Annotated in this window: 13 protein-coding genes; 10 read left to right on the forward strand and 3 right to left on the reverse strand. The window is 33.3% G+C overall.

All coding sequences use genetic code 11. From position 1 onward, the window contains the following. The first annotated feature begins 42 nt into the window (after nucleotides 1–42). Nucleotides 43–669 (forward strand): nitroreductase family protein, encoded by a 627-nt coding sequence (locus ACM591_RS02385; RefSeq protein ID WP_029378087.1) that lies wholly within the window; start codon nucleotides 43–45, stop codon nucleotides 667–669. Nucleotides 670–1,136: 467 nt separating this feature from the next. Then, a complete protein-coding gene (locus ACM591_RS02390) occupies nucleotides 1,137–2,276 on the forward strand; it encodes a CapA family protein (RefSeq protein WP_142351273.1) in 1,140 nt (379 codons plus the stop codon). Nucleotides 2,277–2,333: 57 nt separating this feature from the next. Here the strand turns inward: ACM591_RS02390 and ACM591_RS02395 are convergent, their stop codons facing one another. Then, nucleotides 2,334–3,275 carry a nucleoside hydrolase gene (locus ACM591_RS02395; protein WP_029378089.1) on the reverse strand — a complete coding sequence of 314 codons (942 nt, stop codon included), beginning with the start codon at nucleotides 3,273–3,275 and terminating at the stop codon, nucleotides 2,334–2,336. A gap of 293 nt (nucleotides 3,276–3,568) precedes the next feature. Here ACM591_RS02395 and ACM591_RS02400 point away from each other — a divergent pair, with 293 nt between their 5' ends. The 6 genes from ACM591_RS02400 to argB all read left to right on the forward strand — a co-directional run bounded on the left by ACM591_RS02400 (nucleotide 3,569) and on the right by argB (nucleotide 11,973). Further along, nucleotides 3,569–4,969 (forward strand): MFS transporter, encoded by a 1,401-nt coding sequence (locus tag ACM591_RS02400; RefSeq protein WP_029378090.1) that lies wholly within the window; start codon nucleotides 3,569–3,571, stop codon nucleotides 4,967–4,969. 585 nt (nucleotides 4,970–5,554) lie between these two features. Beyond that, on the forward strand, nucleotides 5,555–7,183 hold the full coding sequence (locus tag ACM591_RS02405) for an APC family permease (protein ID WP_029378091.1): 1,629 nt from the start codon (nucleotides 5,555–5,557) through the stop codon (nucleotides 7,181–7,183). A gap of 489 nt (nucleotides 7,184–7,672) precedes the next feature. Then, a complete protein-coding gene (gene rocD / locus ACM591_RS02410; protein ID WP_326026016.1) occupies nucleotides 7,673–8,863 on the forward strand; it encodes an ornithine--oxo-acid transaminase in 1,191 nt (396 codons plus the stop codon). Between the two features lie 42 nt (nucleotides 8,864–8,905). Beyond that, nucleotides 8,906–9,937, forward strand: coding sequence for an N-acetyl-gamma-glutamyl-phosphate reductase (gene argC, locus ACM591_RS02415; protein ID WP_029378093.1), 1,032 nt, complete (start codon nucleotides 8,906–8,908; stop codon nucleotides 9,935–9,937). 23 nt (nucleotides 9,938–9,960) lie between these two features. Continuing rightward, complete coding sequence (argJ, locus tag ACM591_RS02420; protein ID WP_029378094.1) at nucleotides 9,961–11,199, forward strand: bifunctional glutamate N-acetyltransferase/amino-acid acetyltransferase ArgJ; 1,239 nt, start codon at nucleotides 9,961–9,963, stop codon at nucleotides 11,197–11,199. A gap of 12 nt (nucleotides 11,200–11,211) precedes the next feature. Next, complete coding sequence (argB, locus tag ACM591_RS02425; protein WP_038679210.1) at nucleotides 11,212–11,973, forward strand: acetylglutamate kinase; 762 nt, start codon at nucleotides 11,212–11,214, stop codon at nucleotides 11,971–11,973. Nucleotides 11,974–12,098: 125 nt separating this feature from the next. On the opposite strand, the gene ACM591_RS02430 is transcribed toward argB, so the two are convergent. After that, nucleotides 12,099–13,334, reverse strand: coding sequence for an ArgE/DapE family deacylase (locus ACM591_RS02430; RefSeq protein ID WP_029378096.1), 1,236 nt, complete (start codon nucleotides 13,332–13,334; stop codon nucleotides 12,099–12,101). Between the two features lie 217 nt (nucleotides 13,335–13,551). On the opposite strand from ACM591_RS02430, the gene ACM591_RS02435 reads away from it, so the two are divergent. After that, nucleotides 13,552–13,929 carry a DUF1398 family protein gene (locus ACM591_RS02435; RefSeq protein WP_225489442.1) on the forward strand — a complete coding sequence of 126 codons (378 nt, stop codon included), beginning with the start codon at nucleotides 13,552–13,554 and terminating at the stop codon, nucleotides 13,927–13,929. Between the two features lie 170 nt (nucleotides 13,930–14,099). Continuing rightward, the gene (ssuE, locus tag ACM591_RS02440) at nucleotides 14,100–14,639 is read left to right on the forward strand and encodes an NADPH-dependent FMN reductase (RefSeq protein WP_326008300.1); all 540 of its coding nucleotides are present in this window, start codon (nucleotides 14,100–14,102) and stop codon (nucleotides 14,637–14,639) included. Nucleotides 14,640–14,822: 183 nt separating this feature from the next. Here the strand turns inward: ssuE and ACM591_RS02445 are convergent, their stop codons facing one another. After that, nucleotides 14,823–15,482: a hypothetical protein gene (locus ACM591_RS02445; RefSeq protein ID WP_029378098.1), complete on the reverse strand. Its 660-nt coding sequence runs from the start codon at nucleotides 15,480–15,482 to the stop codon at nucleotides 14,823–14,825. Between the last annotated feature and the right edge of the window lies 1 nt (nucleotide 15,483).

Below are 15,483 nucleotides of genomic sequence, written 5' to 3' on the forward strand. Positions count from 1 at the left end.
TATAATTTGATTTTGTTAAAAATAATTAAGGAGTAGAAAATAATGATAAATAATAATTTTGAAGATATTTTAAACAATAGAAAATCTGTGAAAGTGTTTGACGACCAATTTAAAATCCCTAGAGAAGAAATGAACGAAATGATTCAAAAAGCAACGAAAGCCCCATCATCTGTTAACATGCAGCCTTGGCGTTTTTTAGTAGTGGAAAGTGATGAAGGTAAAGAGAAATTACGTCCGCTAATTCGTTTTAACACACGTCAAAACGATACATCATCAGCAATGGTAGTTATTTTTGGTGATATGAAAAGCCAAACTTACGGTGAAGAAATTTATGGTAATGCTGTAAAACACGGTTTTATGCCAGAAGAAGTTAAAAATGAAATGTTAGATAAAGTTGTAGGACTATATGATAGCGCATCTAAAGCTCAAATGAATGATATCGTTAAAATTGATAGCAGTTTAGCTGCAATGCAATTTATGTTAGTTGCTAAAGCACATGGCTATGACACAAACCCAATTGGTGGATTTGAAAGTGATCAAATAGCTGATGCATTTGATATTGACGCAGAACGTTATGTACCTGTATTAATCGTTGCTATTGGGAAAGCAAAAAATCCAGCGCATGATTCATATAGATTACCTACTGAAACTGTTACAAAATATGTTTAGTCATTCATTTGACAATAAAATGAGTAGCTAAATCATTTATTTGAATATAATTGAATATAAAATCATCAAAAAAAGAATAGTAAACATCAAAGCGTATTTACAACTTGATGAAGTGACTAGTATTTAAAGGTACTTATTCTAAGACTTTTATCTATTTGTCATTTCTGTAATATTCTATAGATTGAGGCTGGGGCAAATTAATTGTCTCAGCCTTAATTATTATATAGAACTTTTACTTGAGCGATTGCTCAGGTGAAATATTTATTCATACAATACTAATTGTCTTTGCCAATAGTGTAGGATAACGAAAATTTTTAAATAAAATAGATTCCTGTTCCATTAATAATTTCCACTTTGTTAACGTTAAAATAGTTTCTCAATATAATTGAATCGCAGAACGATAAAAACTATACTGAAATTAATATAATTAAATTTAAAAGATAATTCTTGATGAGAGGGCGTCTTTGATGAGGTATCGTATACTTTTAACTTTATTAATTTCACTTTTTTTAACGTTATGTATATTTTGTTTATCAGATCAAAAGAATTTAACTCATAAAGCATCTTTTTATGCTGTAGGTGATAATTTAATACATCCCGTTGTATATCATGACGCATTACAAAGCAATGGTAGTTATAATTTTGAGCCTATGTATAAATCATTAAAGAAAGAAATCCAAGCAGCAGATATTGCTTATATAAATCAGGAGTCACCGATTGGTGGGGATGAAAAGGGACTTTCAGGTTTTAAACAGTTCAATACCCCTAATGATATTGCTAAAGATGTTATCAATACTGGGTTTAATGTAGTGAATGGCGCCAACAATCATGCTTTGGATCAAGGTACTGATGGATTATTAAATGAAATTAATGTGTGGGAGCATTTCAAATGTGTTTTTTATACAGGTACATTTAAATCACAAAAAGATAGAGATACCATTCCGACATTTAACAAAAATGGTATAAAAATTGCGATGTTAAGTTATACATACGGCACGAACGATATTAAACCAGAAAATAAATATCAAATTAACTACTTTAATGAGGAACAAATCAAGAAAGATGTCGCAAAAGCTAAAGAACAAAGTGATATGGTTATGGTATCGGCACATTGGGGTAATGAAGGCAAACATGAGCCTAATGCCAAACAGAAAAGATACGCCAAGGTATTTGCTAATGCTGGGGTCGATGTAGTAATAGGAACACATCCTCACGTGATTCAGCCAGTCCAATGGGTGAACGGCAACGATAATCATCGAACATTGGTTGCTTATTCCCTGGGAAATTTCCTCAATGGCCAATCTACTGGCAATGAAAGCAATGCGCTAGGGGGCAACCTTCAGTTTAATATTGAAAAACAACCTAAAGGCATAACAATCAAAGATGTAAAATGGAAGTCATTAGTAACACATTATGAAATTGCGAATCCACTTGATAATAATACAAGACAAAATTTTAAAATGTATCCACTGTCTGATTATAGTAATAATAAAGCTAAGCAACACGCTTTGAATACAACTGAAGAAAATGAAATGACCAAAGATAAAATGGAATCTATTACTAGAAAAGTCATAGATAATCAATATTTAGATGACACTAGTTATTAAAATTTTATATTATATAACCCCCCTGAACTGTTGAATTAAAGTTCAAGGGGGGGCCTATTATTTTGTAACTTTTTTAGCTAAATCAGTAATATATTTGAAGAAATTATCATGGTCAACATGGTCGATTACTGAAATGGGTCTACCGCATTGATTGTCGACATAAGTTTTACCTTGACTAGGACCCTCTGTATATACAGATACATTTAAATCATGCTTACGAATCAGCTCAGGCATGCCAATATAAGCTGTAGTTAAGACATCCCAAAGAAAATAAGTTGAATTCGTTTGGAAATGAGTTAATGGTGGGACAGCTGCATAACTTACACCTAAAAAATCTACCCCAGGATAATGGCGTTCATTGGCCCACGCTTGTCTAACATCCCAAGTCATAGGTACTTGATTGGTGCTTTCTAAAGCAACCATATCTATTTTAATCTCTGTATCAAAAACTGTTTTTACGGCTTCAGGATCCCAAAAGGCATTCCATTCTGCACTGCCATCATGTTCAGGTTCTTCCACATTACCTTTCTCTAAAAATGTTCCGCCCATCCATACTAAGCGTTCAATATTTTGAACAATTGTAGCATCTACAGTGATTGCTTTAGCTAAATCAGTAAGTGGTCCAGTAAAGAGTAAAGTAACTTTTTCAGTACTATTATGAATTTTATCAATTATATCTAGATAAGCTTCATGTTTTAGAATATTAGAACGTCCATTTGTAGGTTCGTTTAAGATGGGTAACGCATCCATAAAGAAAGCGTGCATACGCCAATCTTTGGGAAATGGGTTTTTACCGCGTTCTTTTGAAGCGGCTATGTGAATTGGTTGTTCAGAGAAACGATTGACAATTTTTTGAGAGGCACTTACTGCAGGCTCGATATAACTATCTGCGCCAATGGCACTAACACCAACAAGTTTTATATCATCCATATGCAATAGAAGAAATAAGGAAATTAAATCGTCTACGCCACCATCATGATTAAAATAAATTTGTTTCATTTTTAAATACGCCTCCATAAGTTGTGATGCTTTTATTATAACAAAATTAAATCGTATTAGTTATGAGCTTGAAAGTAGTTGCTTAGCATTAATATAAGTTTTTGTTAACTACAAATGTTAATTTAAGTTGGATATTTTAGTTGAATATAATCGTCATAAAAATGAGCAGTACATATCAATTGAAAAATATTTTTGGAAATTAAATCGATTATCATGCGAATTTTAAGTGTTTACAAAATAATACATAGGTTATGTTATATTAAATGGAAACAAATTAAGGGGTGTTTTTATTTGTGAAGTTTGAAAAAGAAAAAGTTAACAGAGTAGATTCAGATCAAGCAAAAAAAGGTGTGGTAGCTACGAGTATCGGTAATGCCATTGAATGGTTTGACTTTGGCTTATATGCTCAATTAGCAGTCATTATAAGCGCAAATTTCTTTGGAAATTTACCGCAAGAAATGCAAATAGTCTCTACGTTTGCTGTATTTGCTTTTGCATTTATTGTTAGACCTATTGGTGGTATATTCTTCAGTCATTTAGGGGATAAATATGGACGGAAGATTGTACTGTCGACAACGATACTACTTATGGCGGCATCCACACTGATGCTCGGCTTATTACCAACACAAGAACAAATTGGTATATGGGCTCCGATTCTATTACTAGTAGTTCGTATGATTCAATCATTCTCGACAGGGGGAGAATATGCAGGAGCAATGACTTATATTGCTGAAACAGCGCCTGATAAGACTCGTGGTAAATTGGGAAGCGGTTTAGAAATTGGAACACTTTCTGGTAGTATAATGGCGGCGATTTTAGCAGGCTTGATGTATTCATTACTAAGTGATCAACAAATGGTGGATTGGGGTTGGAGAATTCCGTTTATTATTGCTGCACCTTTAGGTATCGTGGGTATTATTTTACGTTCAAGCTTAGACGAAAGTCCTGCCTACGAATCTACATTAGAAGAAAAAGAAGAATTAGAATATTCTTATTTAGATATATTTAAATATTACTGGAGAGATGTTGTCGTTTGCTTCACTGGTGTTGCATTTTTGAATGTCGCAAACTACATGGTACTTTCTTATATGCCTTCTTTCCTTAACTCAACCATAAATTTAGGTGGAACGATGGGTTCTATATTAAGTATTGTAACAATGTTAATCATGATACCTGCAGTGTTCTTCTTTGGTTGGTATAGTGATAAGGTTGGTAACAAACGTACAATAATATTTGGGTTAGCAGGATTTAGTTTATTTTCCATACTTGCTTTTTGGTTAATGAGTATACCAATGATTCCATTCGTGTTATTAGGCTTGTTTATTATTGCACTATTCATGTCTACATTTGAAGGTGTAATGCCCTCAGTCTTACCGAGTATGTTTCATACAAAAGTAAGACTGCGTATGCTATCACTTGTATATAATATTGGTGCCGCAGTTTTTGGTGGTTTAACGCCATTTATCTTGTCTACTTTAGTAGAAACTACAGGGCAACGAATTGCGCCATCTTATTATCTAATGTTTATTAATGTGATTGGACTCATTATTTTTATAACAATGTTTAAATCTACATCGAATAAATCACTTAGAGGTTCATATCCTAATGTTGAAACTCAAGAAGATTATGAAGATGTTGTAAAAAATCCTAAAGACGCATTATGGTGGGAATCAGAAGAGATTCCTAAAAAGTAATATAAATATTCGGAAACAATAGAACTTACTTAACAATAATAGCAGTTCCTTTTGTAGAAATGTATACACTATAAGTAGAGAATTGTATGTAATTATATAGGTATTTTTTGATTTTTATATTTGTGTGACATTATAGAAAAGCAGTATTTACAAGGTATTTTAAGAATAAACTGTAAATACTGCTTTATTTTGTATTTATACACATTAAAAGTAAATGTTATATTAAATTTGTTTTTCAACGTACTATAAAATGCTTTAACCACTGATGTTATAGGCTTCAAGCAGCATTTACTACTTTTTAGAATTTATTTGTATTTATACTTTAAATGAATAAATGAGTAACATAACAAAACAGCCCTTCAAGTTGTTTGTATCGGGAGGTCAAAGCGTATTAATTGTACAAAACTATCATACATTTTCCACTTCTATTTTGTATAAAAATACTAAAATATACATAGTTTGGCAATTGGAATGTTGATTTGACTTGAATTTTAATCAGAGTATAATAACGAAATATACAAGAGCGTGTATAAATTTTACATTTTCTTGATATGAATATAAAAGATGTTTAAAGTAGGAGTAATTATGGAACAAAAGGATGAAAGTAATAAGATTAATTTACCACAGTTGGTATTGCTAGGGTTGGGATCACTTATTGGTTCTGGTTGGTTATTCGGTGCTTGGGAAGCGTCATCTATAGCAGGCCCAGCTGCAATTATCTCATGGGTTATTGGTTTTGTAGTCATTGGATCAATTGCCTATAACTACATAGAGATAGGTACAATGTTTCCGCAATCGGGTGGAATGAGTAACTATGCGCAATATACACATGGTTCATTGTTAGGTTTTATTGCTTCTTGGGCTAACTGGGTATCATTAGTAACTATTATCCCAATCGAAGCAGTATCAGCAGTACAATATATGAGTTCTTGGCCATGGTCATGGGCAAAATTCACAACAGGATTAATGAAAGATGGTTCTATAAGTAACGCTGGATTAATGGCAGTGTTTGTAATTATTATTATATTTTCATTATTGAACTATTGGTCAGTTAAACTGTTAACTTCATTTACAAGTTTAATTTCAGTATTTAAATTAGGTGTACCGTTATTGACAATTATAATGTTGATGATTTCCGGTTTTGATACAGGCAATTATGGTCATACGGCAGGTCAATTTATGCCTTATGGTTCAGCACCTATATTTGCAGCGACAACCGCTTCAGGTATTATATTTTCTTTTAATGCATTCCAAACTATTATTAATATGGGATCAGAAATACAAAAGCCCGAAAAAAATATCGCTCGAGGCATAGCTATCTCACTAACATTAAGTGCGGCGTTATACATAGTGCTTCAAAGTACATTTATTACATCAATGCCTAGTGACATGATTCATGAAAATGGTTGGAGTGGTATTAACTTTAACTCTCCATTTGCTGATATGGCTATTCTTTTAGGTTTGAATTGGTTAGCTATTTTGTTATATATGGAAGCTGTTGTTTCACCATTTGGTACAGGTGTATCATTTGTTGCGGTAACTGGTCGTGTACTACGTGCAATGGAAAAAAATGGTCACATCCCTAAATTTTTAGGTAAGATGAATGAAAAATATAACATTCCACGTGTGGCTATTATTTTTAATGCCATTATTAGTATGTTAATGGTGTCATTATTCCGTGATTGGGCGACATTGGCAAGTGTTATATCAACAGCTACACTAGTTGCCTATTTAACTGGACCGACTACAGTTATTTCATTACGAAAAATGGCTCCGAACATGCATAGGCCGTTTCGTGCTAACTTGTTGAAATTTATGGCGCCTTTCTCATTTGTTATGGCATCGCTAGCGATTTATTGGGCGATGTGGCCGACGACTGCACAAGTAATCTTTATTATAATTTTAGGTTTACCAATTTACTTCTTTTATGAATATAAAATGAATTGGAAAAATACTAAGAAACAAATTGGCGGTAGTTTGTGGATTATTTTATATCTTATTGTACTTGCTACCTTATCATTTATAGGAAGTAAAGAATTTAACGGTATGGACTGGATTCACTATCCATATGATTTTGTAGTAATTATCATCATTGCACTAATGTTTTATAAATTTGGTACGTCTAGTTATTTTGAAAGTATTTACTTTAAACGTGCTAAGAAGATAAATAAAGATATGCGTGAAGATTTAATAGAGAAACAAGAGATAGAGTAAGAAGCAGACTTTTTTAATAGAGCAATATACAAAGAGAGTGCTTTAACGATGCGCTCATAGCACGTCGTAATGAACTAACATCTAACTTTAAATTTGTCTCGAACTATAGAGAATCAAGTCAACTTTGTGGGGCAAGCATACGGAATTAAATTATTTTGTAATTTCGTGTGCTCGCCTTTTTTATTTAATTTTGTGTTTTACGGTTATCTGGATTGTTTTACATAATGAACTACCCCTATTTTATTGGAGTACAATTTAACGGTATGCTATATGTTATGCAGGATAAATGCATATAAAAGAATATATAACTCCACGCTAATTATTTTGAAAATTTAGATAAATTACGGTTTAATTGCTATGAATCGAGGTTTTAAATGGTTTTTAAGTGTAAAAATTCAAAAAAACTTTGACTAATAGTAAAAATAAGCGTATTATATATGAATATTAATTCAGTTTTAAGAATAAATATAAAAGGAATGAGGATTTTTGATGAACGATTTATTTGCACTAACAGATCAGTATAGTTCGAACAATTATAGCCCGTTGAAATTAGCACTGGCTAAAGGCCGTGGCGCTAAAGTTTGGGATGTAGAAGACAATAATTATATAGATTGTGTTTCGGGTTTCTCAGTCGTCAATCAAGGGCATTGTCATCCTAAAATTATAAAAGCATTTCAAGAACAAAGTGAAAAAATAACAATGGTTTCTCGTGCTCTATATAGTGATAACCTAGGAAAGTGGGAAGAAAAGATATGCTCACTTGCTAATAAAGAAAAAGTACTTCCAATGAACACAGGTACTGAAGCTATTGAAACAGCGATTAAAATCGCTCGTAAATGGGGCACAGATGTCAAAGGCATTGCTGATGGTGAAGGTGAAATTATAGCGATGAATGGCAACTTTCATGGCCGTACGCTAGGTGCCTTGTCGCTATCTTCCCAAGAAAGTTATAAACAAGGGTTTGGGCCATTGTTAGATAACGTTCACTACACTGACTTTGGTGATATAAGTCATTTAAAAGATTTAATTAATAACAATACAACAGCTATTATATTAGAACCTATTCAAGGTGAGGGCGGCGTCAATATTCCACCCGATGATTTTATAAAAGAAGTGCGTAAGTTATGTGATGAACATAATGTGTTATTTATTGCAGATGAAATACAGGTAGGCCTTGGACGTACAGGTAAAATGTTTGCTATGGAATGGGAAGGCGTAGAACCTGATATTTATCTACTTGGTAAGTCACTTGGTGGAGGTCTTTATCCAATATCAGCAGTATTAGCTAACCACGACGTGATGGATGTACTAACTCCAGGTACCCATGGATCTACATTTGGAGGTAATCCGCTTGCATGTGCAGTTTCAATGGCTGCATTAGATGTACTAATTGAAGAACAGCTAATAGAGAATTCTGAAAAACTTGGACAGAAATTATTAAATGAATTACAACTTATAGATAGTAATATCATCTCTGATGTGAGAGGTAGGGGATTATTTATCGGATTAGAACTAACAGAAGCAGCGCAACCATTTTGCTTAGAGATGATTGATAAAGGTGTGTTATGTAAAGAAACACAAGGCAATATTATTCGTATTGCGCCACCACTAGTTATTAATGAGCAAGAGATAGATCAAGTAATCAGTGTGATTACTGAAGTATTAGAAAAAGACAAATAATAGCGTTTTAAAAGACCGAATATTCAGAAAGGACTGAACGCCATGATAGATGTTGGCATTGTTGGAGGTAGTGGTTATGGAGCGATTGAATTAATTAGATTATTAACACATCATCCATATGTAAATGTTAAGTATGTGTTCTCGCATTCAAAAATTGACGAACCAATCAAAGAAACATTTCCTCACTTGAGTCACTTAACACATCAATATGAAGCGCTAAATAGTGAGCATATTGACTGTGATGTTGTGTTTTTTGCAACGCCTTCTAATATAAGTAAAGATTTAGCACCATCATTAATTGAAAAAGACATTAAGGTTATTGATTTGTCAGGTGATTTCAGATTAGCTGATAGAACGACATATAAACAATTCTATGGTGAAACAGCAGCACCACAAGAACAATTAAAAAAAGCCAATTATAGTATCGCGGAGTGGTCAAATATTGAACCGAACAATACGCAATTAGTTGCCAACCCCGGTTGTTTTCCTACTGCAACATTGTTAGCTTTACATCCACTGGTTGATCAACAAATCATTAACAATGATTCTATTATTATTGATGCTAAAACGGGTGTTTCAGGTGCAGGACGATCACTAGCGCAACATGTCCATTATTCAGAGATGAATGAAAACTTTAGCGCTTATGCCATCGGTAAGCATAAGCATAAACCTGAAATAGAACAGTATATTTCAAAGCTAGCAAATGAAAATGTAAAAGTAGTATTTACCCCACATCTTGTTCCAATGACGAGAGGTATATTATCTACAATTTATGTAAAACTTAATCAACATATGACTAGCGAAGATTTACATGCAACTTTCACAGATTATTATGAAGATAAATCATTTGTCCGTATTAGAGATATTGGCATTTATCCGAAAACGAAAGAAGTCTACGGCAGTAATTTTTGTGATATTGGTATTTATGTCGACGAAGAAAGTCAAAGTGCAATTATTGTATCGGTAATTGACAACTTAGTTAAAGGGGCAAGCGGCCAAGCGATACAAAACTTGAACTTAATGCATGGATGGAAAGAAAATACAGGATTAACTCAAACACCAGTATATCCATAAGCTAATTTGAAAGGGGAGAGAAGATGATAGATATTGAAACGATTGATACGTTAAACCAATTAAATATAGATTTACAAGGTGATGTAAGTTCGCCATTAGGTTATATTGCAGGCGGGTTTCATGCAGGATTAAGAAGAAAGAAAAAAGACTTCGGTTGGATTTATTCGACTACAGAAGCGACAGCTACAGGTGTATATACACTGAATCGTTTTAAGGCTGCTCCTTTAAAAATAACTGAAGAAAGTATTAACGCTAATAAAAAATTACAAGCAATTGTGGTAAATTCAGCAAATGCGAACTCATGTACAGGCGAAAAAGGTATGCAAGATGCTCTAGATACGCAATCTTGGGTAGCTGAACGCTTGAATATTGATCAACAAAACGTTGGTGTTGCATCCACAGGCGTTGTTGGTGCGTTCTTACCTATGGATAAAATCCATTATGGTACACAGCATGTTTTGAAAGAAGAATATAATAATAGTCAATTTTTCAATCAAGCCATTTTGACAACAGATACTGCAACTAAAAATTTATCAGTACAAGTTGAGATTGATGGTAAGACAGTAACTATTGGTGGTAGTGCTAAAGGTTCTGGGATGATACACCCAAATATGGCTACAATGCTTGGGTTTATAACAACTGATGCTAATATTGATGCGGATACTTTGGACTATTGTCTGAAGCAATCAACAGATCAGTCGTTTAATATGATTACAGTTGATGGTGATACAAGTACAAATGACATGGTACTATGTATGGCTAATGGTCAAGCGAACAATAATAAAATTGACGACTTACATCCAGAATGGCATAAATTTGTATATGCCTTTAATTTTGTAAGTCAATACCTTGCAAAATCAATTGCCAAAGATGGTGAAGGTGCTACGAAATTAGTTACTGCAAAAGTGACAGGTGCACCTAATGTTAAAGAAGCAAAAAAAATTGCTAAAAGTATCGTATCGTCCAATTTGGTGAAAACTGCTATACATGGTGAAGATTCAAACTTTGGCAGAATTGTAACTGCAATAGGTTACGCGTCACAATTTGTAGAACCAAATGAGACAAATGTTTCTTTTTGTCAGTTACCAGTGCTAGAACAAGGGATTCATGTAGAGTTTGATGAGCAGTTATTAAAAGAACGTCTAACAGAAGATAACATTGTAATAGAAGCTTCAGTTGGAGACGGTGATGGTGAAGCGGCAGCATATGGCTGTGATTTATCATATGAATATGTACGCATTAACGCATCGTATAGAACATAAGGAGTGTGTCAGATGAGTTATATTGTTATAAAAATAGGCGGTAGCACATTAACTAATTTACATGATTCGACGATTGAAGATATCTCTAAATTAAAGCAACAAGGCTATCAACCAATTATTATTCATGGTGGCGGACCATTTATAAATAAAGCATTAGAGCAACGAGGTGTGGCGCCTTTATTTGAAGATGGTTTAAGAGTTACTACAGAAGAAGTATTAACAGTGACTAGTCAAACGTTAATAGGTACTGTAAATCCAGACTTAGTAAGCAAAATTAATCAATCTAATATACAAAGTATTGGTATGAATGGTATAGATGCTAAACTTTTTGATGTAGCGCCACTAGACGAGAAATATGGATACGTAGGCGAACCTATAGATATAAATACATCTGTATTTGATAAAGTAACGGACCAATTTATTCCAGTCATTGCTTCAATTGGTATGAATCAAGCAACGTCACAATTATATAATATTAACGCGGATACATTAGCTTATAAAATAGCACAAGCACTTAATGCGCCACTATATCTTTTAAGTGATATTCCAGGCGTATTAATCGATAAAGAAGTACAGTCTACGTTGAATGCAGAACGTATTCAGTGTTTTATCGATGAAGAATTGATATATGGAGGGATGATTCCCAAAGTACAAGATGCAATTCAAGCTATTGAACTAGGCTGTCAGAAAGTTGTGATTGCGGCAGGAAGCGAATCACATATTATTCAAAAATTACAAGACGGTGAAAATGTAGGAACAACTATACAACAATAGACGTATTTTTGAATAATAACTGTATGTAGATTATTAATATATGCAATAGTATAAAGAATATGAAAAAGGGCTTAAGTCTTATAACACATAAGAGTTAAGCCCTTTTTCATATTTAATGATTCATTCTACTTATGGTTGTTTGTATAAGTAGTTAATAAGTCTGTATAGAAATCAATAAATTTGAAGTACATTGATTTTTCAACTCGTTCGTCAATTTGATGTGGTTTTTCACCAGGACCAAATACTAAGAATGGGAAGTTTTCGTCTTTACCACGTAATAAATTAGAAGCATCTGTAACGCCACCTATTGGAGCGGCAATGAACTCTTTATCAAACGCTGATTTAGCAATTGTTTGAGCCGTATCGATTAGGCTATTTTCACCTGTAGTGAGAACAGGGTCTAAATCGAGATATAAATCACTTTCTAATTTAGCACCGTTAGCATTATGTTTTTCGATTGTATCGTCAAACAATGCTTTAACTTGATCATTATTATACTCCGGAATTGTACGAATATTGAAATCTGCATCTGCATCTTCTGGTACAGAATTGACTTGAACGCCGCCTTTAATTAAAGTATTTGTTATTACAAGGCCTTGTAGGGCATTTTCAATTTCTTCTGCAGCATATGTTGCAGGTAGGGATTGTTTCATTCTATCTATAAAGTGAGTGAAATCTAAAGCGTTGCCTTTTACTTCTTTAGAAATTTTATTGTAAGAAGCATCAATATCTTGAATAAATTCGATTAAGGGTTTAATTGCGTTAAAGCCGAGGATTGGCATTGAGCTATGTGCGGATATACCGTGAGATTTTATGCGATAGTCCATTGAACCTTTGTGTGCATAAACCATCATATCTTGGCATGGTTCAGCTATTACAAGTGCCTCAACATCGTCCATATAACCTTTTTCGTATAAACTTTGTGAGCCAAGTTGTTCCATTTCTTCGCCAGTTGTAGCTAAGAATTTAATGCGTCCTTGTTTCAATGATTGTGTGTTGTTGATTTCAATTAATGCAATCGCTAAAGCGGCAAGACCAGATTTCATATCTGCAGCGCCACGGCCATATAAGAAACCATTGTCTTCAGTTAATGTAAATGGCTCGTAAGTCCATTGACTGTGATCACCTTCAGAAACAACATCCATGTGACCAGAAATACCGATAACAGGTTGTCCTTCGCCAATTTCAGCAATTAAGTTAGCTCTACGGTCATCAATTTTATCAATCGTAGAATCGATACCGTGTTGTGCAAATAGTTTTTGAAAATATTCACACACTTCAATTTCATTATCATTTACTGTGTTCATTGCCACAATATCAGATAAAATTTGTACTTTTTCTTCGTTGGAAAATGTACTCATAACATACCACTCCTTTTTAAAAACTATCACAATTATACATCTGGCAATTTAATTTGATAAGCAAAAGGACTTTTATTTAAAAACTTATAATAATTTTATTTATTTTGTGTAAAGTTATTACGCTATATTTGATTGTGGGAAACCTTGTTTTGTCGGATTATTGAAAATATGATAGTAAAAAATAAGATACTAAGGGAGAAAGATTATGACTTTTTAATTGTCTGCAATTCAACAAACACACCAACAATATACTGGAGTAAATTTTCCAAAACTATTTCAAGCTTTTAAAGCAATGGGGATAACAATTAATACCGTTGATATTCAAAATGGAACTACAGTATATACGCATCAAAGTGGAGAACAAATTATAGATAAGGGTGTGAAGAGTACTGTACCTATATCACATCATACAGATAAAGAGCAATTACAAGAATCATTAAAACAACATCAAATAGGGGAAACAGATTTTTCAAGCTTTTGTGATGAAATGGCTCAAGCAGGAATTTACAAGTGGCATATAAGTATTGATGCTGGAACATGTGCTTACGTAAATTTAAAAAATGAAATTGTTATCGTCGAACGGATTCCGCAATAATGATTTGAATGAGAGAGAAGTAAAGCGTTGATATTTAAGACCTATGTTATGACAGTATTAATCATTGATGATACGGTAGGCCCATAGAATAATTATTATTTAAAGGTAGCAGATTATATGCTGCTTAGTAGAGTGATGTTATATCACGCGATGGGAAGGGGTTCATTAATATGGCAAGTGTAGCAATTATTGCAGGTGGCAATAAAATACAATCACGTTTAACAGGTGTTGTGGATTACGCTGAACAATATTTGAATGATGTAGGTATTGAAACTGACGTCATTCATGTACATCAGTTAGATGCAGAAGCATTAATTACGGCAGATTTTTCAAATAGCTCAATTAATGAAACGCACAGAAAAATTGAAAACGCGGATGGCATTATCATCGTATCTCCAGTATTTAAAGCGGCATATTCAGGTATAGTTAAGACTTATCTCGATTTATTACCACGTGGTGCATTTACCGGAAAAACAGTATTACCGTTAGCATTGGGTGGGACATTCGCACATGTGCTTGCTATTCAATATAGCTTAGACCCAGTGATTAAGGAACTAGGCGCAGATACGATTCATAAAGGTAGATTTATTTTAGATAAGCATATTACTGCAAATGAAGATGGGACATATGACTATGATCAAGAAGCGAAAGATGGTCTGAATAAGACGTTAAAAAAGTTTGTCAGTGATAAATCTCAAGTGACGGAATAATTTGAAGTCGAACCATATGACACGTGCGTATAGCATAAATGTATGGCATATTAATATATTTAGCGATTTGAATTAGGAGAAGGTAGAAAAGTCTTCAATAATTTGAAAAGCGATACGCACACGTGTGAAATCAAAATTGCTGATTCCACATTTAAAATGCGTATCGCTTTAATTATGTCATAATTATGAAGGCATTAAATGCCACTGTTGGAAGTGGTCATAAGTTAAATCAAATTGTTGTGTTTTAATTTCTATTGGAAAGGCGGAGGATGTCTTTTCAGAAAAGAACCATCGTCTATGTTCAGGCGTTAATAAAATAAAACTTTCATCATGTTTATCTCCTAGAAAATTCAAGGCGTCAGGTATAAACTGTCTTTGTTCATGTGTTTCCAACTGATATTGCGTTAAAGCTTGATAGATAGACTCTGTATCATTGCATACAAAACCAATCTCGCTAATTCTTGAAAATTCAGGCTCATCTGTCATATTAGAGACCCTAGCAATTAATTCGACAATATTTCCAGAAGGATCATTAAAGTAAACAGAATGTGCAACAAAATCTTCAAAGTAAGTTGTATGTTGTTTGTCTTCCATCAATAGAAATAAAATATTTTGATAATGGTTTTTCATATCATAAAAATGATTATAAGGAATATCAATAGCAAAGTGATAATAAGGTTGGTTAATGTCATGTGAATGTCTAAAATACAATTCTGTTTCACCAATTTCAACCATAAATGACTCTTGGTCAATGATTTCAACCGTACACTCTAATGTTTCCTCATAGAACTGTCTTGTTTCTTCCAATTCTGACGTTAATAATGTTATACTTTCAAATTTCATA

This window comes from Staphylococcus sp. Ze2, from assembly GCF_048568365.1.
GTDB classification, from domain to species: domain Bacteria; phylum Bacillota; class Bacilli; order Staphylococcales; family Staphylococcaceae; genus Staphylococcus; species Staphylococcus xylosus.